Source organism: Noviherbaspirillum massiliense JC206, from assembly GCF_000312045.1.
Classification (GTDB): Bacteria; Pseudomonadota; Gammaproteobacteria; order Burkholderiales; family Burkholderiaceae_D; genus Noviherbaspirillum; species Noviherbaspirillum massiliense.
The window spans coordinates 1,813,660-1,833,743 of sequence record NZ_HE978634.1 but is presented as its reverse complement, the minus strand read 5'-3'; the positions used below and the strand labels follow the sequence as shown (position 1 = coordinate 1,833,743).

The 20,084-nt window shown below is 63.0% G+C and carries 22 protein-coding genes; 19 read left to right on the top strand and 3 right to left on the bottom strand.

Going from position 1 to position 20,084, the window contains the following annotated elements; translation table 11 throughout:
- Positions 1-22 precede the first annotated feature (22 nt).
- The 10 genes from HGHM_RS09055 to motD all read left to right on the top strand — a co-directional run bounded on the left by HGHM_RS09055 (position 23) and on the right by motD (position 10,737).
- Positions 23-1,099 carry a protein-glutamate methylesterase/protein-glutamine glutaminase gene (locus HGHM_RS09055; RefSeq protein WP_019141207.1) on the top strand — a complete coding sequence of 359 codons (1,077 nt, stop codon included), beginning with the start codon at positions 23-25 and terminating at the stop codon, positions 1,097-1,099.
- Between the two features lie 198 nt (positions 1,100-1,297).
- Positions 1,298-1,693 carry a chemotaxis response regulator CheY gene (cheY, locus tag HGHM_RS09050; RefSeq protein ID WP_019141206.1) on the top strand — a complete coding sequence of 132 codons (396 nt, stop codon included), beginning with the start codon at positions 1,298-1,300 and terminating at the stop codon, positions 1,691-1,693.
- Between the two features lie 104 nt (positions 1,694-1,797).
- On the top strand, positions 1,798-3,003 hold the full coding sequence (locus tag HGHM_RS09045; RefSeq protein ID WP_019141205.1) for an EAL and HDOD domain-containing protein: 1,206 nt from the start codon (positions 1,798-1,800) through the stop codon (positions 3,001-3,003).
- Between the two features lie 170 nt (positions 3,004-3,173).
- Positions 3,174-4,340, top strand: a complete 1,167-nt coding sequence (gene flhB / locus HGHM_RS09040; RefSeq protein ID WP_019141204.1) for a flagellar biosynthesis protein FlhB — start codon at positions 3,174-3,176, stop codon at positions 4,338-4,340.
- The gene (flhA, locus tag HGHM_RS09035) at positions 4,337-6,421 is read left to right on the top strand and encodes a flagellar biosynthesis protein FlhA (RefSeq protein ID WP_019141203.1); all 2,085 of its coding nucleotides are present in this window, start codon (positions 4,337-4,339) and stop codon (positions 6,419-6,421) included. Before flhB ends, flhA begins: the two co-directional genes overlap by 4 nt.
- On the top strand, positions 6,418-7,683 hold the full coding sequence (flhF, locus tag HGHM_RS09030; protein ID WP_019141202.1) for a flagellar biosynthesis protein FlhF: 1,266 nt from the start codon (positions 6,418-6,420) through the stop codon (positions 7,681-7,683). The genes flhA and flhF overlap by 4 nt, the downstream gene beginning before the upstream one ends.
- Positions 7,676-8,497, top strand: a complete 822-nt coding sequence (locus tag HGHM_RS09025) for a MinD/ParA family ATP-binding protein (RefSeq protein ID WP_019141201.1) — start codon at positions 7,676-7,678, stop codon at positions 8,495-8,497. Before flhF ends, HGHM_RS09025 begins: the two co-directional genes overlap by 8 nt.
- 7 nt (positions 8,498-8,504) lie before the next feature.
- Positions 8,505-9,236 carry an RNA polymerase sigma factor FliA gene (locus HGHM_RS09020; RefSeq protein WP_019141200.1) on the top strand — a complete coding sequence of 244 codons (732 nt, stop codon included), beginning with the start codon at positions 8,505-8,507 and terminating at the stop codon, positions 9,234-9,236.
- Positions 9,218-9,955, top strand: coding sequence for a flagellar motor protein (locus HGHM_RS09015; RefSeq protein ID WP_019141199.1), 738 nt, complete (start codon positions 9,218-9,220; stop codon positions 9,953-9,955). Before HGHM_RS09020 ends, HGHM_RS09015 begins: the two co-directional genes overlap by 19 nt.
- Before the next feature lie 8 nt (positions 9,956-9,963).
- Complete coding sequence (gene motD, locus HGHM_RS09010; RefSeq protein ID WP_019141198.1) at positions 9,964-10,737, top strand: flagellar motor protein MotD; 774 nt, start codon at positions 9,964-9,966, stop codon at positions 10,735-10,737.
- 260 nt (positions 10,738-10,997) lie between these two features.
- On the opposite strand, the gene HGHM_RS09005 is transcribed toward motD, so the two are convergent.
- The 3 genes from HGHM_RS09005 to flgA form a co-directional block, all read right to left on the bottom strand.
- On the bottom strand, positions 10,998-11,474 hold the full coding sequence (locus HGHM_RS09005) for a flagella synthesis protein FlgN (protein WP_019141197.1): 477 nt from the start codon (positions 11,472-11,474) through the stop codon (positions 10,998-11,000).
- A 23-nt stretch (positions 11,475-11,497) separates the two neighbouring features.
- Entirely contained in the window at positions 11,498-11,800 is a 303-nt protein-coding gene (flgM, locus tag HGHM_RS09000) for a flagellar biosynthesis anti-sigma factor FlgM (protein ID WP_019141196.1), read from the bottom strand.
- Between the two features lie 130 nt (positions 11,801-11,930).
- A complete protein-coding gene (gene flgA, locus HGHM_RS08995; RefSeq protein WP_019141195.1) occupies positions 11,931-12,635 on the bottom strand; it encodes a flagellar basal body P-ring formation chaperone FlgA in 705 nt (234 codons plus the stop codon).
- A 184-nt stretch (positions 12,636-12,819) separates the two neighbouring features.
- Between flgA and flgB the strand changes: the two genes are divergently transcribed.
- The 9 genes from flgB to flgJ all read left to right on the top strand — a co-directional run bounded on the left by flgB (position 12,820) and on the right by flgJ (position 20,059).
- Positions 12,820-13,233 (top strand): flagellar basal body rod protein FlgB, encoded by a 414-nt coding sequence (flgB, locus tag HGHM_RS08990; RefSeq protein ID WP_026075844.1) that lies wholly within the window; start codon positions 12,820-12,822, stop codon positions 13,231-13,233.
- Positions 13,234-13,235: 2 nt separating this feature from the next.
- Positions 13,236-13,640 carry a flagellar basal body rod protein FlgC gene (flgC, locus tag HGHM_RS08985; protein WP_019141193.1) on the top strand — a complete coding sequence of 135 codons (405 nt, stop codon included), beginning with the start codon at positions 13,236-13,238 and terminating at the stop codon, positions 13,638-13,640.
- A 12-nt stretch (positions 13,641-13,652) separates the two neighbouring features.
- Positions 13,653-14,324, top strand: coding sequence for a flagellar hook assembly protein FlgD (locus HGHM_RS08980; protein WP_019141192.1), 672 nt, complete (start codon positions 13,653-13,655; stop codon positions 14,322-14,324).
- A 33-nt stretch (positions 14,325-14,357) separates the two neighbouring features.
- On the top strand, positions 14,358-15,584 hold the full coding sequence (gene flgE / locus HGHM_RS08975) for a flagellar hook protein FlgE (protein ID WP_019141191.1): 1,227 nt from the start codon (positions 14,358-14,360) through the stop codon (positions 15,582-15,584).
- A gap of 116 nt (positions 15,585-15,700) precedes the next feature.
- Positions 15,701-16,438 (top strand): flagellar basal-body rod protein FlgF, encoded by a 738-nt coding sequence (flgF, locus tag HGHM_RS08970; RefSeq protein WP_019141190.1) that lies wholly within the window; start codon positions 15,701-15,703, stop codon positions 16,436-16,438.
- Between the two features lie 84 nt (positions 16,439-16,522).
- A complete protein-coding gene (gene flgG, locus HGHM_RS08965) occupies positions 16,523-17,305 on the top strand; it encodes a flagellar basal-body rod protein FlgG (protein ID WP_019141189.1) in 783 nt (260 codons plus the stop codon).
- Positions 17,306-17,359: 54 nt separating this feature from the next.
- Positions 17,360-18,031 (top strand): flagellar basal body L-ring protein FlgH, encoded by a 672-nt coding sequence (locus tag HGHM_RS08960; RefSeq protein ID WP_019141188.1) that lies wholly within the window; start codon positions 17,360-17,362, stop codon positions 18,029-18,031.
- A gap of 15 nt (positions 18,032-18,046) precedes the next feature.
- The gene (locus HGHM_RS08955; protein WP_019141187.1) at positions 18,047-19,162 is read left to right on the top strand and encodes a flagellar basal body P-ring protein FlgI; all 1,116 of its coding nucleotides are present in this window, start codon (positions 18,047-18,049) and stop codon (positions 19,160-19,162) included.
- A gap of 12 nt (positions 19,163-19,174) precedes the next feature.
- Complete coding sequence (gene flgJ, locus HGHM_RS08950; RefSeq protein WP_019141186.1) at positions 19,175-20,059, top strand: flagellar assembly peptidoglycan hydrolase FlgJ; 885 nt, start codon at positions 19,175-19,177, stop codon at positions 20,057-20,059.
- The last annotated feature ends 25 nt before the right edge of the window (positions 20,060-20,084 follow it).

Here is a 20,084-nt window from a genome sequence, read left to right as displayed (position 1 = left end):
AAGAATACGGGAAATACCTACGATGAAGATAAAGGTTTTGATCGTCGACGACTCGGCGCTGATCCGCAGCGTCATGACCGAAATCATCGGCAAGCAACCCGACATGGAAGTGGTCGGTGCCGCTCCCGACCCGATCGTTGCGCGCGAGCTGATCAAGAAAACCAACCCGGACGTGCTCACGCTCGACGTGGAAATGCCGAAGATGGATGGTCTGGATTTCCTCGAGAAGTTGATGCGGCTGCGGCCGATGCCGGTGGTGATGGTGTCGTCGCTGACCGAGCTCGGCTCGGAGATCACGCTGCGTGCGCTCGAACTCGGCGCGGTCGATTTCGTGACCAAGCCCAAGCTGTCGATAGCAAGCGGGATGCGCGAGTACACCGAGCTGATCACCGACAAGATACGGGCGGCGGCGAAGGCAAGGGTCAGGGCGCGCACGATAGCGCAAGCGGGTTCCGCAGCAGCCGGCCACGGCGTGCTGCCCCAGATCCGCAATCCTCTGACCAGTAGCGAAAAGCTGATCATTATCGGCGCGTCGACTGGCGGCACGGAAGCGATCAGGGAATTCCTGATGCAGATGCCATCCGATTGCCCGGGCATCCTGATCACCCAGCATATGCCGGAGGGTTTCACCCGTTCCTTCGCCCAGCGCCTGAACAGCCTGTGCAAGATTTCCGTCAGCGAGGCCGCGGGCGGAGAGCGGGTGCTGCCGGGGCACGCATTCATCGCGCCGGGGCATTCCCATCTTCTTCTCGCGCGCAGCGGTGCAAACTACATTACCCAGCTCGACCAGGGGCCGCCGGTGAACCGGCACCGTCCGTCGGTCGATGTCCTATTCGGCTCGGCCGCGAAATGCGCGGGCAAGAATGCGGTCGGCGTGATTCTGACCGGCATGGGAAAGGACGGCGCAGCGGGAATGCTGGAGATGAAGGCCGCGGGCGCGCAGAATTTCGCCCAGGACGAGGCGAGCTGCGTGGTCTTCGGCATGCCGCGCGAAGCGATCGCGGTCGGCGCGGTGCATGAAGTCGGCGCATTGAACGCATTGCCCGGCATGGTGCTCGAACATCTGGCGGCGAACAGCAGCCGCGCGCTGCGGGTGTAGTGATTATCAGAAGATAAATATTGGTGTCGCTGACGTGCGCGCATGTGCGAAATTCGCGTCAATTTGCCAGGCGAGGGGTCTATGCCTACGGGAGTGCGTGCATAATAGCGAGCAAAAAAATTGGCCATTCAACATTCAAGTTTGCATGTCAGCTGCCGTTAAAGCTGATAACGGTTTATAGAATCACTGGAGCAATTCATGGCGGATCCGAATACTAAATTCCTGGTTGTAGACGATTTTTCGACGATGCGCCGCATCGTGCGCAACCTGCTCAAGGAACTGGGATATTCCAATGTCGACGAGGCGGAAGACGGCGCAATGGCGCTGTCGAAGCTGAAGAGCGAGCAGTTCGACTTCGTCATCTCCGACTGGAACATGCCGGTCATGGACGGCCTGACCATGCTGCAGAACATCCGGGCCGATGCCGCGTTGTCCAAGCTTCCTGTCCTGATGGTGACAGCCGAGGCCAAGAAGGAAAACATCATCGCCGCCGCGCAAGCGGGCGCAAACGGCTATGTGGTCAAGCCTTTCACCGCAGCGACGCTGGATGAAAAGCTGACCAAGATTTTCGAAAAGCTCGGGACGGCAGGTTAAGGCCAGCAGCCTTTTCGTATACGATGCAGGGCCGGCATATGGCCTTGCCATGATTGCCAGAACCGGCATTTGCAGCAAACGTAAGAATAAATCGCGGATTGACTATGCAAGACCTGGGTTTCATTGTTCGGGAACCGTTGCTCAACCCTGAAGAGCGGGTGCTGGGCTACGAAGTGAAGTGGCAGCACACCGGCAGTGCCGCGCCAAGCGAGGCGGACGTCGAGCAGCTGCTGAATTGCGTTGCCGAACATCTCACCGTCGGGCCGTCCGGCACATTGCTGGGCGACCAGGTGCTGTTTCTGGAAGTACTTCCGCAACTGCTGATGAGCGATGCGGTTGCCGCATTGCCGGCGCAGGGCACCGTACTTGCCTTGCGGGCACCGGATGTGGATGCGGATGCCCTGGAGGCGATCCGGGAACTGCGGGGCAGGGGATACGGGATTTCCCTGCGGGGCGGCGACCTCGCCAGCATCGACAAGGCAATACTGGCTTCCGTTACCCACTTCGAGATCGGGGCGTCGGCCACGGATTTCAGTGCGCAGGTGGAGCACCATCGTGCCCTCGGCCTGTCCTCGCTGCGCCTGGCTGCCCGTCAGGCGGGCAACTGGCAAGAGTTCGATGCCTGCGCTGGGCGCGGTATCGATGCCTTCGTGGGGCAGTTGCACCTGTCGCCGCGCCAGGGAACGGTTTCCAAGGGATTGAACCCGGCGCAAACCATGATTTTGCAGCTGATGGACCTGGTGCGGAAGAATGCCGACATCCGCCAGCTCGAATCGATCTTCAAGCGCGACGCCGCGCTTTCCTACAAGCTGCTGCGGTACATCAACTCGGCCGGCTTCGGTCTCGGATGCGAAATCCAGTCGCTCAAGCACGCCGTTTCGCTGCTCGGCTATTCGCCGCTGTACCGCTGGCTGTCGCTGCTGCTGGCGAGCGCCAGCACCACCGGCTACTCGCCCGTGCTGCTGCAGAATGCGGTGATCCGTGGCCGTTTCTCGGAACTGCTCGGCCGCGAATTCCTGCCCAAGACCGAAGCGGACAATCTGTTCGTCGCCGGCATGTTTTCCCTGCTGGACCGGCTGCTCGGCGTGCCGATGGAAGATGTGCTGGAGAAAATCCAGCTTCCGGAAGAAGTCACGCATGCCCTCCTGGCACGCGAAGGCATCTACGGTCCCTTCCTGGCGCTTGCCGAGGCATGCGAGCTGAACAGCCCGGAAGTGGAAGCCATGGCGACTTCCCTCTGCATTGGTACGGGCCAGGTCAACCAGGCGCATCTGGCGGCGCTGGCCTGGGTCCAGAGCATCAAGCTCTAAAGTTCCCGGCACTTGCTGCCGTAAACCGAAAACCGGACGTCCCCGCGAATAGCGGGGACTTTCGGCGGCTATTCCGCCGATACTCCTTCCTCCAGCTGGCCAATAATCCATCCTGATTGGGCGTATTGCGTCGTACCGGACGCGAGCCTTGCCCCTGACAGGAGTCGGCGATGGCCGAAGGAAGCGATCTCGAAAAGACAGAACCAGCGTCGCAGCGGCGGCTGGACCAGGCACGCGAAGAGGGCGACGTCCCCCGTTCGCGGGAGCTGGCTACGTGCACCATGCTGCTGGCGGCAGGAGGCGGTCTCTGGTTTTCCGGCGAGAGCGTGGTCCGGCACCTGAACCGGCTGCTGTCTTCCGGCCTGTCCTTCGATCGCGAACTCGCTTTCGACCCGAGCCTGCTGCTTACCCATCTGGCCGCCGCAATCGGCGATGTGCTGCTGGCATTCCTGCCGCTCGCCGTGCTCCTGATCCTGACGGCACTGGTTTCCCCGATGCTGATCGGCGGCTGGCTGTTCAGCACCAAGGCGCTGATGCCCAGATTCGATCGCCTGAACCCGATGAACGGATTGGGCAACATGATCTCTGCGCGCGCCGGCATCGAACTGGCGAAGGCCATCATCAAGGCCGTCGTGGTCGGCAGCATCGCCTGGGTCGTCGTATCGAACAAGTTCGAATCCATGCTGATGCTGAGCGTGGAGCCGCTTCAGTCCGGCGGCGCGCACCTCGCATCGCTGCTGTGGACCAGCTTCATTGCGATGGCCGGGGGGCTCGTTCTCATCGCAGTCATCGATGCGCCGTACCAGCTCTGGCATTACGCCAACAAGCTGAAGATGACGCGCGAGGAGTTGCGACAGGAAGCCAAGGAATCCGAAGGCGATCCGCATATCAAGGCCAAGATCCGCTCGCTGCAGCGCGAAATGGCGCGGCGCCGCATGATGGCCGAGATCCCGAACGCCGACGTTGTGGTAACGAACCCGACGCACTTTGCAGTGGCGCTCAAGTACACCGACGGCGCCATGCGCGCACCGAAAGTGGTGGCCAAGGGCGCAGACGAGCTGGCGGCAAAGATCCGCGAGATCGCCGCCGAGAACAAGGTGCCGCTGCTGGAAGCGCCGCCGCTGGCGCGCGCACTCTACAAGCATACCGAACTGGGCGACGAGATCCCGCCGACGCTGTACACCGCGGTGGCCGAAGTGCTCGCCTATGTATTCCAGCTGCGCGCCTATAACAAGCATGGCGGCATGCGCCCGGAAGCACCGCGCCAGCTCGACGTGCCGCCGCAACTCGATCCGCTCAACGCTGCGGCATCGGCTGAATCCGGAGCTGCGCGATGAACAGCGTGAAGATTCCCGCATGGCTGGCCGGCCCGTCCGGCAAGGCACTGGCTGCGCCCATCCTGATCGTCATGATGCTGGCCATGATGGTGCTGCCGCTGCCGGCCTTCGTGCTCGACATCCTCTTCAGCTTCAACATCGCGCTTTCGGTCATCGTGCTGCTTACCAGCCTGTACACCGTCAAGCCGCTGGATTTCATGGTGTTCCCGACGGTCCTGCTGGTATCTACCATGCTGCGCCTGTCGCTCAACGTGGCTTCCACCCGCGTCGTGCTCACCGAAGGCCACACCGGTGCGGACGCGGCAGGCAAGGTGATCGAAGCTTTCGGCCACTTCCTGATCGGCGGCAATTACACCGTCGGTATCGTGGTGTTCGTGATCCTGACCATCATCAACTTCACGGTCGTCACCAAGGGTGCCGGCCGCATCGCCGAGGTCGGCGCGCGCTTCGCCCTCGATGCGATGCCGGGCAAGCAGATGGCCATCGACGCCGACCTGAACGCCGGCCTGATTGGCGAGCAGGAGGCGCGCCGCCGCCGTACCGAGGTGGCGCAGGAAGCCGAGTTCTACGGCGCGATGGACGGTGCCTCCAAATATGTGCGCGGCGATGCAGTGGCCGGCATCATGGTCACCCTCATCAATATCGTCGGCGGTCTCATCGTCGGCATGTTGCAGCACGACCTGGATTTCTCGGGTGCTCTGAAGAACTACACCCTGCTGGCTATCGGCGACGGCCTGGTGGCGCAGATTCCTTCATTGATCATCTCCACGGCGGCCGGCGTCGTGGTATCTCGCGTGGCGAGCGATCAGGACATTGGCGGTCAGCTGCTCGGGCAGCTGTTCGCCAAGCCGCAGGTGCTCTACATTACCGCCGGCATCATCGGTGGCATGGGCCTGATTCCCGGCATGCCGCACGTCGCCTTCATCCTGCTGGCCGCGATCCTGGCCGGTGCCGCCTACCTGCTGGCACAGCGTGCCCAGACGCCGGCGAGCGAGGCAGCCACGCCGGAAGCGGCAGTGGCCGCTCCGGAAATGGAAGAAGCGACCTGGCAGGACATCGTGCCGGTCGACACGCTCGGGCTGGAAGTCGGCTATCGCCTCATTCCGCTGGTGGACAAGGGGCAGGGCGGCGAACTGCTGCGGCGGATCAAGGGCATCCGCAAGAAGTTTGCGCAGGAAGTCGGCTTCCTGTCGCCGCCGGTACACATCCGCGACAACCTGGAACTCAAGCCGAGCGCCTACCGCATCACGCTCAAAGGCGTCGAAGTCGGCAGCGGCGAGGCGCAGGTCGGCCAGTTCCTCGCGATCAATCCCGGCATGGTGAGCGGCGCCTTGCCCGGTCCGGCTACCACCGATCCCGCGTTCGGCCTGCCGGCAGTCTGGGTTGACACCGGCATGCGCGACCAGGCGCAGGCCATGGGTTACACCGTCGTGGATGCCGGCACGGTCGTCGCGACCCATCTGAACCACCTGATCACCACCCATGCGGCAGAACTGCTCGGCCGCCAGGAAGTGCAGCAACTGCTCGACCACCTCGCCAAGGAATCGCCGAAACTGGTCGAAGACCTGGTGCCGAAGGCTATCCAGCTCGGCACCTTGCAGAAGGTCTTGCAGAACCTGCTGTCGGAAGGCGTGCATATCCGCGACATGCGCACCATCATCGAGACCATCGCCGAGCATGCGCCGCAAGTGCAGGATCCGCATGAGCTGACGGCGCAGGTGCGCGTGGCTCTGGGACGCGCCATCGTGCAGCAGATTTTCCCGTCCGCGAACGAGCTGTCGGTGATGACCCTCGACAACCGGCTCGAACGCCTGCTGATGCAAGCCCTGCAGAACGGCGGGCCTGATGGCGCAGGCATCGAACCCGGACTCGCGGACACGCTCGCTATGCAGGCGGAAAAGGCGGCGCGCCATCAGGAGCAGCTCGGCCTGACGCCGGTGCTGGTGGTGCCGGCGCCCCTGCGTGCCTTGCTCTCGCGCTTCCTGCGCCGGACGATTCCCCAATTGAAGGTTCTGTCGCATGCAGAACTGCCCGATTCCAAGACGATTAGAGTTACCAGCCTAGTTGGAGGCCAAGCATGAATGTCAAGAAATTCACCGCGAACACTTCGCGCGAGGCATGGCGCCTGGTGCGCGAGGCGCTCGGCCCGGATGCCGTCATCCTGTCCAACCGCACCGTCAACGGCGCAGTCGAAATCCTGGCGCTGGCCGGCGACGACGTGTCCTCGCTCGCCGAGCCCGCGGTCGAGAAGGAAGCGCTGCCGAAAACGGCACCGAACCTATTTGCTCCCGAACGCGTTCACAACGTGCCGGCAGCGGCCCAGGCTGAAAAGTTCGATGCAGTACAGGCGAGGGAAAGGGAAATCTCGCTGCAGGAACTTAACGCCATGATGGGCGAGATCCGCTCCATGCGCGGGATGCTGGAGTCGCAGCTCGCCGAGATCGCCTGGGGGACGCAGCAGAAACGCGAGCCGTTCAAGGCAGTGATCCTGCGCGAGATGCTCGCCGCCGGATTCTCCGCCAGCCTGGCGCGCTACCTGCTGGAAAAACTGCCTGCCAACGAGAAGCCGGAAAACAGCATCAAGTGGGTCAAGTCGGTGTTGTCGCGCAACATCGGCGTGATGGAGAACGAGAACGAGATCCTCGACAAGGGCGGTGTGTATGCCCTGGTCGGCCCGACAGGCGTCGGCAAGACCACCACCACCGCCAAGCTGGCGGCGCGTTGCGTGATGCGCCACGGCGCGGGCAAGCTGGCACTGATTACCACCGACGGCTACCGTATCGGCGGCTATGAGCAGTTGCGCATCTACGGCAAGATCCTCGGCGTGATGGTGCATTCGGTGAAGGACGAAACCGACCTGCGTATCGCCCTCGACGAACTGAAAAACAAGCACACGGTCCTGATCGACACCGTCGGCGTCGGCCAGCGCGACAGGATGGTGGCCGAGCAGGTCGCGATGCTGCAGGGCGCCGGAACGAAGGTCAAGCGCCTCCTGTGCCTCTCCGCGACCTCCACTGGCGAGACGTTGAATGAAGTGGTGCGCGCCTATCAGGGCGACGGCCTGGCCGGCGCCATCATCACCAAGCTCGATGAAGCCGCTACCATCGGCAGCGCGCTCGATGTCGTGATCCGTCAGAAACTGAACCTGTATTACGTCGCGAACGGCCAGCGCGTGCCGGAAGACCTGCACCTGGCCAACCGCCATTACCTGATCGACCGTGCCTTCAAGCTCAAGCGCGAAACCGCGCCGTTCCGCTTCCAGGAAGATGAATTGCCCGTGGTGATCGCCAACACGGCGCGCACCATGAATGACAAGTCGCTGCGCGAGGTGAGCCTTGGCTAGTTTCGATTTCGACCAGGCCGAAGGTTTGCGGCGCATGGTCGCCGGCCCCAAGCCGCGCGTGTTCACCATCCTGTCCGCGACTTCCGGCGAGGAAAAGGCGGCCATGCTGGTGAATCTCGGGGCATCGCTCGCCCGTTCGGGCAGCGATGTGCTGCTGGTGGACGCCTGCATGGAAACGCAAGGCATCGCTTCGCGGATGGACATGGTGCGCGGTGCGACACTGCTGCAGGTGGCGCGCCAGGAGCGCGCCCTCGATGAAGCAATCCAGCCGATGTCGCAGGGTTTCGGCGTGGTCACGGTCTCGCGCGGCCCGCGTGCCGGCGCGGATGATCCGCAGGAGCAGCGCCGGGTGGAGACGGCATTTTCCGCGCTGGCCGTACGCGCCGACATCCTGATCGTGGATGCGGAACTCGACCGGCAGGACGCCTTTGCGCTTCCTTCGGTTGCCGAGGGTGAAATCGTGGTGCAAGTCGCGAACAATCCGCAGTCCATCACCGCCGCCTACTCCCTCATCAAGCGTCTGAACGGCAGGCTCGGCCGCAGGCCCTTCGGCATCCTCGTCACCGGCACATCGGACAAGGAGGCGCAGCAGGTGTTTCGCAACATGGCGCTGGCTGCCAACCGCTACCTTGCCGTCAAGCTGCATTCGCTGGGATCGGTGCCGGCCGACGACCACCTGAAGCGGGCGGCGCATCTGGGCCGCTCGGTGATCGATGCCTTCCCGCTGGCAAATGCCTCCGTCGCCTTCCGCCAGCTGGCCGGACGGTTTGCGCTGCCCGGAATGCCTGTGCAGCGCGCGAATCTCGGAATCTAAGTTTTTTATGTATACCGTCAGCGGAAAATCGGAAAAGAAGAACCTTCTGGAAGAGCATGCACCGCTCGTCAAGCGGCTGGCGCACCAGATGAAGGCCAAGCTCCCGCCCAGCGTGGAAGTGGACGACCTGATCCAGGCCGGCATGATCGGGCTGCTGGATGCGGCCAATCGTTACGAAGACCATCACGGGGCGCAGTTCGAAACCTATGCGGTTCAGCGCATCAAGGGTGCGATGCTGGATGAATTGCGCAGCAGCGACTGGCTGCCGCGCAGTATCCGCCAGAACATGCGCAAGGTGGAGGAGGCCATGAACAACTTGCAGCAGCGCCTGGGCAGGATGCCGATGGAAGCGGAGATCGCGAAGGAACTCAAGGTCTCGCTGAAGGAATACCAGGAAATGCTCACCGATGGCAGCGGCCACCAGCTGATCTACTACGAGGATTTCCACGGCGGCGAAGGCGACGACCACTTCCTCGACCGTTACTGCGTCGACGACAAGAGCGATCCCTTGCAAAGCCTGCTGGCCGGCGGTTTCCGCGCCGCCGTGATCGAGGCGATCGAGAACCTGCCGGAACGGGAAAAGATCCTGATGGGCTTGTATTATGAACAGGAGCTGAACCTGAAGGAAATCGGCGCCGTCATGGGCGTGTCCGAATCGCGGGTCTGCCAGCTGCACAGCCAGGCGATCGCGCGCCTGCGCACCAGGCTGAAGGAGAAGGCATGGACTGGGCTAGCCTAGGCGGTCTTTTCCTCGGGCTGTCCGCGCTTCTGCTCGGGCAGCACCTGGAGGGCGGTCATGTCGGCTCGCTGCTGCAGCCCGCCGCCTTCGTGGTCGTCTTCGCCGGCACTGTCGGCGCGGTCCTGCTGCAAAGCGGCATGGGAAATTTCCTGCGCGGGGTGGCCATGGCGCGCTGGATCATTGCGCCCCCGAAGGATGGCTTTGCCGCCGCCAGCCTGCAAATCCAGGCCTGGAGCGCGACCGCCCGGCGCGAAGGCTTGCTCAGCCTGGAACGCTTCCAGGAAAGCGCGCGCGACCCCTTCGTTGCAAAGGGCCTGCGCCTCATCGTCGACGGTGCCGAGCAGGGCAAGATCCGCGAAATCCTCGAAGTCGACATCTCTTCCTATGAGCGTAAGGAAAGGCAGGCGGTGAAGATCTGGGAAGCCGCCGGCGGCTATGCGCCGACGATAGGCATCCTCGGCGCCGTGCTCGGCCTGATCCATGTCATGGAGAACCTGTCGGAGCCGGCCAGGCTCGGCAGCGGCATCGCCGTGGCCTTCGTGGCGACGATCTACGGCGTTGGCCTCGCCAACCTGGTATTCCTGCCGATCGCCAACAAGCTCAAGGCCATCGTGGCCGAGGAAGTCTCCCGGCGCGAAATGCTGGCCGACATATTTTTCTCGATCGCAGGTGGCGACAATGCCCGCGTGATCCAGGAAAAGATGTCTGCATACCGATAAGGCAGCCCATGGCTCGCAAGCGCTACGAGGAAGAACCAGAGAACCACGAGCGCTGGATCGTTTCCTACGCCGACTTCATCACGCTGCTGTTTGCCTTCTTCGTCGTGATGTATGCGCTGTCGTCGCTCAATGAAAGCAAATACAAGGCATTGTCCGAGTCCCTGGGCGCAGCCTTCGGCAATGCCCCCGCCATTCGCAGCGAGGAGCCGCCGCCCATGCAGTTGCAGCAGCCGAAGCTGATACCTATGCAACAGCGGCGCGCCCTAGAAGCTCTGCGCCGCGAAAAGGAACGGATGACCGGCATCGCGCGCGACATCATGAAGGCGCTGGCGCCGCTGGTCAGCCAGGGCAAGGTGCGCGTGACCCAGACCAGCCGCGGTGTCAGCGTCGAGATCAATGCGAGCGTGCTGTTCGCGCCCGCCGAAGCGAAGCTGACGGAAGAGAGCAGCGCGGCGCTGAAGGCAGTGGCCGAGGTGCTGAAGGATGACGGGCATGCGATCCAGGTCGAAGGCCATACAGACAGCATTCCGATCAACAATGCCGCCTTTCCCTCGAACTGGGAATTGTCGGCGGTGCGTGCGAGCAGCGTAGTGAGATTGTTCGTCGACAGCGGCGTGGCGGAAACCCGCCTCACTGCAGTCGGCCACGGACCGACCCAGCCTGCCGAAACCAACGATACCGCGGAAGGACGGCAACGCAACCGGCGCGTCACGGTCACCATCATGTCCAGCCTGCCGGATGTGGTGAGGGAAGTTCCGGTGGAGGCGCCGTCAATTCAATAAGGGGAGCAGGGTGCGGTGCGCCCCGGAATTGCATGGTGCGCACGGCGCACCCCACATCCGACGCTCCCCTTGAAGGCGCAATCCGCTTCGCAGGCGGGCAGCATGCTGCCAGAATTGCGTGCTCAGCCTGTCACTGGAATACAGACGCCGAAGTTGTTCAGCGCCGCAGCATTTTTCGCGGGAAGTAGGGTGCGCCGCGCGCACCAAAATTGCACGGTGCGCATGGCGCACCCTACTTTCTGGAGATGGGGCAGAAAAAATCAGCCGACGGCCAGGCCGCGGCTGGATGTCCTGGTGGTGGTCTGGCCATTCGGGCCGTAGAGGCTGGCGCCTTGCCCGCCGCCTTGCAGGATGTTGAGCGCGCTCTGGTTGCGCGCCAGCTGCTGGCCGATCATCAGGCCATTGGTACGGTTGAGTTCCTTGGCCGATCTTGCCACTGCCAGCAGGTCCGCCCAGGCATTCCTGGCCGCTTCGCCGGAGGCGGCAATTTCCAGCCAGGCTTCCATGCCGGCTTCCTTGCCTTCGAAGCCGGCGGCTTCGAGCAGATCGTAGCGGCGTGCCGCAAGTTCCGCCATGCGCGCAACCGCCTGGGCCTTTTCCCCGGTCAGTTTTGCCAAACCATCAGCGTCCGACTCCACTAGGCAAGCCTCTTCCTGTTGCAGCAGTTGCAGCAGGGCGCGTGCGGCCTGCTGCTCTTCGCTCAGATGGCTTGCCGGGCTTGGGGTGCGTGATGACATGGCGGTGGAACTCTTAGGGTGGTTCAGGATTTGCGGGAGCGCAGCAGATCGGTCACGGTGTCGAGCAAGCCATTCGCGACTTTTTCGGGATCGACCTGGAAGCGGCCTTCCGCAATCGCGGCCTTGATTTCTTCCACTTTCTTCGAGTCGAACACCGTGGTATCGGCGAGCTGGCCGGACAGGGCTTGCAGCTGGGGTGACAGCTTGACGCTGTCGGATGCCGGCTGGCTGACAGCGCCGGCCTTGTCGGCACTCTTGCTGGAACGGGTCGAGGTGGTTCCGACGCTCAGGCCGGCAGCTTTTTTGATCGAATCGTCAATTTTCACGGCATTTTCCTTGTCTGGTCATCAGTTTACGTTGGTTTTGCGTCGGTTTTTGCCACTTGTCATGCTCGTTATCGACGCAATTGCCGGAAACTTTAGAAGCTTCAATTGTAAAAGCAGGGGGCTCAGGGTTTCAATATGTAACCTCGACCACGCCACCCGCCCTGGCGATGCCGCTGACCACCTGCCCGGAAGCCGTGCGGGCCTGCGCCACCTGTCCTGCCGCCGCATTCGTCAATGACCGCGCCTCGGCTGTCACCTGGAATCCGGGGCCGCCGGACACCACGCGGATCACCTGTCCCTGCTGTACCACGGAAGGACTGCGCAGGATGTCCTGGCGCAAGGGCATGCCGGCGCGCAGCGACATCACGGGCGAGCGGCCGAGCGCCTGTGATGCATCGGTGACGATGCCGGGGGGCAGGGCGGTCAGGTCGCCCTTGACCTTCGCCAGATGTTCATTGCCGATCTGCTGCCCCTGGACGAGCGGAGCGGCAGTCACGAGATATTCGCCGATCACCTGGACAGTAGCCCCGACATACACGGTCCATGGAGAAGGTGCCGCGCAGCGCAGGCCGATGGTGGTCTTGCCCCAGACCTTGCTGCCGGGCGGCAGGAAGGCTTCCGGCGCCGCGCAGGCCGCGAGCTGCAGGCGGCTGTCGATTTGTCCGACCCGGATGTTGACCTGTCCCGGGAGGCCCGCCGACTGGGTGCGCAGGAACTGTTCCGCGACCCGGCGCAGCGCGTCATGCTCCTGGCGTGCGCTCGACTCCTGTGCAGCCGCGCCATGCGCGACGGCCAGAAGGAGGAGGGAAAACAGGGCTCGGGAAAATGTTTTCATGGTCACAGATGGATTGACGCCAGGATGAATCCTAAACGGCGGCCGTCAATCCAAACCAGCAAACAGGCCCGGGAATCGCGTTCTTATCATGCGATGCCGGGGAAGGGGGCTTCGCTATGATCCGGATGAATCCCTTATCGGCATGAGGCCCGGCCTCTTTAGCCGGACCATTGCGGAGGCGGTGATGATAACAAAACTCGACCAAGCGCTGCGTTTCCATGAAACGGCGCTCAGCCTGCGGGCGCAGCGCCAGCAGCTGCTGGCATCGAATATTGCGAATGCGGATACGCCGAACTACAAGGCGCGCGACATCGACTTCAGCGGCGCCCTGAAGCAGGCCCTGTCGCAGGGCGGCGCGACACCCGGCGCAATGACAACGACCACCGCTGCGCATCTCCAGGGGCAGGGTGCAAACGGCACCGCCGCAGGCGTGCCACTGCTGTATCGCTCGCCGAGACAGGACAGCGTCGACGGCAACACCGTCGACATGGATGCCGAACGCAACCAGTTCATCGACAACGCCGTGCGCTACGAAGCCGGGCTGACCATGGTCAGCGCCGAAATCAAGAAAATGCTTAGTGCCATCCAGGGACAATAATCATGTCGCTCTTCAATATCTTCAATGTCGCCGGTTCCGCCATGAGCGCGCAGGGCCAGCGCCTGAACGTCGTTGCCAGCAATATCGCCAACGCCGACAGCACCACCAGTTCCACCGGCGAGACCTATCGGGCGAAGCAGGTGGTGTTTTCCGCAGTGCCGGTCGCCGGCCAGGAAGCCACCGGCGTCAAGGTGCAGCAGGTGGTGGAGGATGCCTCGCCGCTGAAAAAGGTGTTCGATCCCAAGCATCCGCAGGCCGATGAAAACGGCTACGTCACCATGCCCAACGTGAATGTGGTGGAGGAAATGGTGAACATGATTTCCGCCTCGCGTTCCTACCAGACCAATGTGGAAGCGATGAATACCGCCAAGACCATGCTGCTCAAAACCCTGACGCTCGGCCAGTAAGAGAGGATTCCCATGACGACGATTCAATCCAATGCCGTGTCTTCCGACCTGCTGTCGACGATGAATCCGACGAAGTCGGGCGGGAACAGTACGGTTGCCGATGCCCAGGACCGCTTCATGACCCTGCTGGTCACGCAGATGCGGAACCAGGACCCGCTCAATCCGCTCGACAACGCCCAGGTCACCAGCCAGCTCGCGCAGCTGTCGACCGTCACCGGCATCGACAAGCTCAACAGCTCGCTCGAAGCGCTGATGGGCAACTACCAGTCCAACCAGAGGCTGCAGGCGGCCGGCATGATCGGACATGGCGTGCTGGTGCCGGGATCGAACCTGAACCTGGCCGAAGGCATCGGTGCTTTCGGTGTGGAGCTTGCCGAACCGGCCGACAAGCTGGAAGTGAAGATCATGAATGCATCGGGAAGCGTCGTGCGCAGCATCAACCTCGGCTCGCAGGAGGCCGGCATCCAGGGTTTCCAGTGGGATGGCAAGACCGACAGCGGTGCCGATGCGGCCGAGGGAGCCTACAGCTTCCAGGTCGTCGCGACGCGCGGGGAACAGCAGGTGCAAGCCACGTCGCTCGCGTTCGGCGTGGTCGGCAGCGTGACGACCGGCGCGCAGGGCGTGAAGCTCAACGTGCCCGCCATCGGCTCGGTGACGCTGAATGACGTGCGGCAGATCATCTGACCGCCGCGGGAAACAGGACAACAGGAGAACGACATGAGCTTTCAACAGGGACTGAGCGGCCTGAATGCGGCTTCCAAGAATCTGGAAGTCATCGGCAACAACGTGGCCAACGCCAATACCGTAGGCTTCAAGGGATCGCAGGCGCAGTTCGCCGACATCTACGCCAGCTCGCTAAACGGCGGCGGCACATCGCAGGTCGGCATCGGCACCAAGGTGACGCAGATCGCGCAGCAATTCTCCCAGGGGAACATCACTTCTTCCAGCAATCCGCTGGATATCGCGATCAACGGCGGCGGCTTCTTCGGCATGAACGACAATGGCACGGTGTACTTCACCCGCAACGGCCAGTTCACGCTCGACAAGTCGGGCTACATCGTCAACTCCCAGGGGCTCCGGCTGAGCGGCTACAACCTCAATGCGAATGGCGTGCCGAGCGGCCAGATCGTCGACCTGCAGATTCCATCGGCCGCCATGCCGCCGCAGGCGACGAGCACCATCACGACTGCGGTGAATCTCCAGACGGGAGCAAAACCTCCGACCGTTTCTCCCTTCAATCCTGACGATCCGCTGACCTACAACAATTCCACGTCCATCATCACCTATGACAGCAAGGGTGATTCGCACCAGCTGCAACTGTACTACGTGAAGACGGCGACCGACTGGCATGTCTATGCCGCGGACGATACGGTCCAGCCGCCGCCCACGCCGCGGCCGTCGATGGACCTGGGGGCACTGACCTTCAATACCGACGGTTCCCTGGCCACGCCGTCCCCGGGGCAGCTTACCGTCCCCGCGATCAACATTCCCGGCGTCGATCCGCTGAACATCACGATCAACATTGCGGGCACAACCGAATACGGCTCTTCCTTCGATGTGAGGACCCTGACCCAGAACGGCTACGTGGACGGCAACCTGTCCAGCTTCACCGTGGACGGCAACGGCATCGTCCTCGGCCGCTACAGCAACGGGCAGACCAGGTCGCTGGGCCAGGTGGCGTTGTTCAGCTTCCCGAATCCGAACGGCCTGCAACCGATGGGGAACAACCTGTGGGCGCCGACCGCCGCTTCGGATGTCGCCGTCGCCGGCCAGCCCGGAACCGGCAAGCTCGGTACCCTGCAAGCCTCGGCAGTCGAGGATTCGAACGTCGACCTGACGGCCGAACTGGTGAACATGATCACCGCGCAGCGCGTCTACCAGGCCAATGCCCAGACCATCAAGACGCAGGACCAGCTGATGCAGACGCTGGTCAACCTGAGGTAATGGCTTGCTTGAGCTATTGATTGATCAATAGATGATCGGCACTCATTACCCCCATCCCGACCTTCCCCCTGCAAGGGGGAAGGGGCAGGATTGCGGGCTATAGCCGAGGGAGAAACATGGACCGCCTGATCTATACCGCCATGACCGGCGCGAAGCATATCCTGGAGCAGCAGGCCAATGTTTCGCACAACCTGGCCAATGCCAACACCACCGGCTTTCGGGCCCAGCTCGATTCCTTCCGCGCCGTGCCGGTGCTGGGCGAGGGCTTGCCCACGCGCGCCTTCGTAGTGGATGCCACGGTCGGTTCCGACTTCCGGGCCGGCCCGATCCAGAACACCGGCCGCGACCTCGATGTCGCAGTGCAGGGGCAGGGCTGGATCGCGGTCGAGACGGCCGACGGCGGCGAGGCCTATACCCGCAACGGCAGCCTCAAGATGAACGAGAACGGCGTGCTGCAAACCCAGAGCGGATTGAGCGTCATGGGCGACGGCGGACCGATCAGCATTCCGCCCGATGTCAGCGTCACGATCGCGAAGGACGGCACGATCTCGACGATTCCGACCGATGGCAAGAGGTCGGTGACCGTGCTTGGACGCATCAAGCTGGTGAATCCGCCGGAAGAGAACCTGACGCGCGGCGATGACGGCCTGTTTCGCCTGAAGGATGACAATCCCGCGGATGCAGATGCAAATGTGACGCTGATCGGCGGCGCGCTGGAGGGCAGCAATGTCAATGTGGTCGATGCCATGGTCAACATGATCAGCCTCGCGCGGCAGTTCGAAGCCCACATGAACGTGCTCAAGAATGCGGAGAGCAACGATACGAAAGCCAGCCAGCTCCTGTCTTTGGGCTGAGCACGGCCAGCAGATAATCCACCATGAGCACCGGTACGTGAACCGGTACAGTGCCGGCCGGGCAGCGGCCGACGGGAGAAGAAAATGATTCGTTCGCTATGGATTTCCAAAACCGGTCTGGATGCGCAGCAGACGCAGATGGACGTGATCTCCAACAACCTGGCCAACGTCAGCACCAGTGGCTTCAAGCGTTCGCGCGCGGTGTTCGAAGACCTGCTGTACCAGACCATGCGGCAGCCGGGCGCGCAATCCTCGCAGCAGACGCAGTTGCCCACCGGCCTGCAGATCGGCACCGGCGTGCGTCCGGTGGCGACCGAGCGCATTTTCACCCAGGGCAATCTGCAGCAAACCGGCAATGACAAGGACGTGGCGATCCAGGGCGCAGGTTTCTTCCAGGTGCTGCTGCCGGATGGCACCACCGCCTACACCCGCGACGGTTCCTTCCACATGGACAGCCAGGGGCAGCTGGTGACTTCCAGCGGCTACCCGGTGCAGCCGGCGATCACCATTCCCGCCAATGCGCAAACCCTCACCATCGGCCGTGACGGCACCGTGTCCGTGACGCAGCCCGGCGTCGTGAACCCGATCCAGGTGGGCGCGCTGCAACTGGCAACCTTCATCAATCCCGCCGGGCTGGAAAGCCGCGGCGAAAACCTGTACGTGGAGACCGCCTCGTCCGGCAATCCGAACACCACCACACCCGGCACCAATGGCGCGGGCCTGCTGGCGCAGGGCTATGTCGAAACCTCCAACGTGAACGTGGTGGAAGAACTGGTGAACATGATCCAGACCCAGCGCGCCTACGAGATCAACAGCAAGGCGATCACGACATCCGACCAGATGCTGCAGCGGCTGTCGCAGCTCTAGGATGGCTGGCTGGGGCTGGGATGACACGCAGTCCCCGAAGGGAGCAAGACTGAGATGAACAAGATTTCTTCAAGCGGTTTGCTGGCTGCCGTCGCCGCCGGCCTGATCGGCTGCACCACCACACCGACCACGATCGTCCAGCAGCCGACGATGGTTCGCCCGCAGCAGGCGGCTGCGCCGGCCGTGCCGAATGGTGCGATCTTCCAGACCTCCTCCTATCGCCCGATGTTCGAAGACCGGCGCGCGCGCCTGGTGGGCGACGTCATCACGATTGCCATCAACGAGAAAACCAGCGCCGGCAAGTCTTCGGCGACATCCGGCAGCAAGGACGGCAGCACCTCGTCCTCGATATCCAAGCTGTTCAGCGTGCCGGCATCCACGCTTGCCAACATCGGCGCAGGCGCTTCCACCGCGAACAAGTTCGAGGAAAAGGGCGCTGCCAGCTCCAGCAACAACTTCACCGGCATCATTACCGCGACCGTGTCCGATGTGCTGCCGAACGGGAACCTGGTGGTCGTGGGCGAAAAGCAGGTTGCCTTCGACAAGGGCGTGGAATACGTGCGCTTCTCGGGCGTGGTCAATCCCGACACCATCGCCGCCGGTAACGTCGTTCCCTCGACTCAGGTGGCGGATGCGCGCATCGAATACCGCACCAACAGCCGCATCGACCATGCTGAATTCATGTCCCAGATCGCGCGCTTCTTCTTCAGCCTGGCGCCGCTGTAAACCGAGGACCGCAGCATGCAAGCATTCAGAAAAAAATTCATCCCGGCCGTATTCGGCCTCTTCTGCCTGGCGGCAGCGCCGCTCGCGTCAGCTGAGCGCCTGAAGGAACTCGCCAGCATCCAGGGCGTGCGCCAGAACCAGTTGCTCGGCTACGGCCTGGTGGTCGGCCTCGATGGCAGCGGCGACCAGACGACGCAGACGCCGTTCACGGTGCAAAGCGTCATCAACATGTTGCAGGGCATGGGCGTGAATATGCCGCCGGGCACCAACCTGCAGCTCAAAAATGTCGCGGCAGTCATGGTCACGGCCTCGCTGCCGCCCTTTGCGCAGCCGGGCCAGACCGTGGATGTCACCGTGTCTTCGATGGGCAACGCCAAGAGCCTGCGCGGCGGCACGCTGCTGATGACGCCGCTCAAAGGTGCCGACGGCCAGATTTACGGCATGGCCCAGGGCAATGTGCTGGTGGGCGGCGTGGGCGCGGCAGCAGGCGGCAGCAAGACCCAGGTCAATCACCTGAGCGTGGGCCGGATCTCGGCGGGAGCGACAGTGGAGCGCGCGGTGCCGACTTCGCTCGGCCAGGGCGACAGCATCCATCTGGAACTGAATGAAACCGACTTCTCCACTGCGAGCCGGGTGGTGGAGGCAATCAACAAGAATTTCGGCCCCGGTACCGCAGCCGCCCGCGACGGCCGCGTCATCCGCGTTCGTGCGCCGGTCGACAGCGATGAGCGCGTGTCCTTCCTCGGCGCGCTGGAAAGCCTGAACGTCACGCCGGCACAGATGGCGGCAAAGGTGATCCTGAATGCGCGTACCGGGTCGGTCGTGATGAATCAGGCAGTGACGCTGGAAGACTGTGCCGTTTCGCACGGCAATCTTTCGGTCGTGATCCATTCCGAGCCGGTCATCAGCCAGCCGGCGCCATTCTCCGGCGGCCAGACGGTGGTCGCCCAGTCTTCGCAGATTGACATCAAGAAGGAGCCGGGCCAGGTCCTGATGCTGAAGGGCGGCGCTTCTCTGGCGGACGTGGTCAAGGCATTGAATGCCATCGGCGCCACGCCCCAGGACTTGCTGGCGATCCTGCAGGCGATGAAGGCGGCGGGGTCGCTGCGCGCCGAACTGGAAATCATCTGACGGACTCGCGCCATGATCAATTCCACCAATCTCTCCGGCCGGTTCGCCCTCGATGTGAAGGACATGAACGAGCTGCGCCAGGCGGCGAAGCAGGAATCGCCCGAGGCATTGAAGGCGACCGCGAAGCAGTTCGAAGCCCTGTTCATGAACATGGTCATGAAGAGCATGCGGCAGGCGACACCGCAGGACAGTCCCTTCGACAGCGAACAGAGCCGCATGTACACCTCCATGCTCGACCAGCAGCTGAGCCAGAGTTTGGCCTCGCGTGGGGTAGGGCTGGCCGATGTGCTGGTGCGCCAGCTGTCCCGGACGCCGCAGCCGGCGCCGGACAAGGAAGCTGCGGCCGCGAATGCAGTTGAAGCAGTCAAGTCGGGCAAGCCGGCCAGTGAAACGGCGGCACCCGTCGCCGATACAGTCAGGCCCAGGACCTCCAAGTCGGCGCATGTGCGGGCCTTCCAGGAGCGCTTCGCCGCCCATGCGGAGGCAGCAAGCCGCGCCACCGGCGTTCCCGCCAAGTTCATGCTCGGGCAGGCGGCACTGGAAAGCGGCTGGGGCAAGCGGGAAATCCGGGGAGCCGATGGCACCAACAGCCACAATCTCTTCGGAATCAAGGCCACCGGTGGCTGGAAGGGCAAGGTGGTGGAAGTGGCCACCACCGAATACGTGAACGGCGTCCCGCAGACCAGGATCGCGAAGTTCCGTGCCTATGATTCCTATGCCGACGCCTTCCGCGACTACGCCAGGCTGCTGAAAAACAATCCGCGCTACGAGAACGTGCTGGCCAGCGCGCAGGACGCCGTCGGCTTCGCGCGCGGCCTGCAGCAGGCCGGCTATGCCACCGACCCGCATTATGCGACGAAGCTGGCGCGGATCATCAAGCATTCGTTGTCGGCCTGACAAGAAAGACAGCCGCCTCAAGTTT

Coding starts and splice junctions, on each gene's coding strand:
- HGHM_RS09055 (WP_019141207.1), top strand. CDS start 23: ATGAAGATAAAGGTTTTGATCGTCGACGACTCGGCGCTGATCCGCAGC.
- cheY (WP_019141206.1), top strand. CDS start 1,298: ATGGCGGATCCGAATACTAAATTCCTGGTTGTAGACGATTTTTCGACG.
- HGHM_RS09045 (WP_019141205.1), top strand. CDS start 1,798: ATGCAAGACCTGGGTTTCATTGTTCGGGAACCGTTGCTCAACCCTGAA.
- flhB (WP_019141204.1), top strand. CDS start 3,174: ATGGCCGAAGGAAGCGATCTCGAAAAGACAGAACCAGCGTCGCAGCGG.
- flhA (WP_019141203.1), top strand. CDS start 4,337: ATGAACAGCGTGAAGATTCCCGCATGGCTGGCCGGCCCGTCCGGCAAG.
- flhF (WP_019141202.1), top strand. CDS start 6,418: ATGAATGTCAAGAAATTCACCGCGAACACTTCGCGCGAGGCATGGCGC.
- HGHM_RS09020 (WP_019141200.1), top strand. CDS start 8,505: ATGTATACCGTCAGCGGAAAATCGGAAAAGAAGAACCTTCTGGAAGAG.
- HGHM_RS09015 (WP_019141199.1), top strand. CDS start 9,218: ATGGACTGGGCTAGCCTAGGCGGTCTTTTCCTCGGGCTGTCCGCGCTT.
- motD (WP_019141198.1), top strand. CDS start 9,964: ATGGCTCGCAAGCGCTACGAGGAAGAACCAGAGAACCACGAGCGCTGG.
- HGHM_RS09005 (WP_019141197.1), bottom strand. CDS start 11,474: ATGTCATCACGCACCCCAAGCCCGGCAAGCCATCTGAGCGAAGAGCAG.
- flgA (WP_019141195.1), bottom strand. CDS start 12,635: ATGAAAACATTTTCCCGAGCCCTGTTTTCCCTCCTCCTTCTGGCCGTC.
- flgB (WP_026075844.1), top strand. CDS start 12,820: ATGATAACAAAACTCGACCAAGCGCTGCGTTTCCATGAAACGGCGCTC.
- flgC (WP_019141193.1), top strand. CDS start 13,236: ATGTCGCTCTTCAATATCTTCAATGTCGCCGGTTCCGCCATGAGCGCG.
- HGHM_RS08980 (WP_019141192.1), top strand. CDS start 13,653: ATGACGACGATTCAATCCAATGCCGTGTCTTCCGACCTGCTGTCGACG.
- flgE (WP_019141191.1), top strand. CDS start 14,358: ATGAGCTTTCAACAGGGACTGAGCGGCCTGAATGCGGCTTCCAAGAAT.
- flgF (WP_019141190.1), top strand. CDS start 15,701: ATGGACCGCCTGATCTATACCGCCATGACCGGCGCGAAGCATATCCTG.
- flgG (WP_019141189.1), top strand. CDS start 16,523: ATGATTCGTTCGCTATGGATTTCCAAAACCGGTCTGGATGCGCAGCAG.
- HGHM_RS08960 (WP_019141188.1), top strand. CDS start 17,360: ATGAACAAGATTTCTTCAAGCGGTTTGCTGGCTGCCGTCGCCGCCGGC.
- HGHM_RS08955 (WP_019141187.1), top strand. CDS start 18,047: ATGCAAGCATTCAGAAAAAAATTCATCCCGGCCGTATTCGGCCTCTTC.
- flgJ (WP_019141186.1), top strand. CDS start 19,175: ATGATCAATTCCACCAATCTCTCCGGCCGGTTCGCCCTCGATGTGAAG.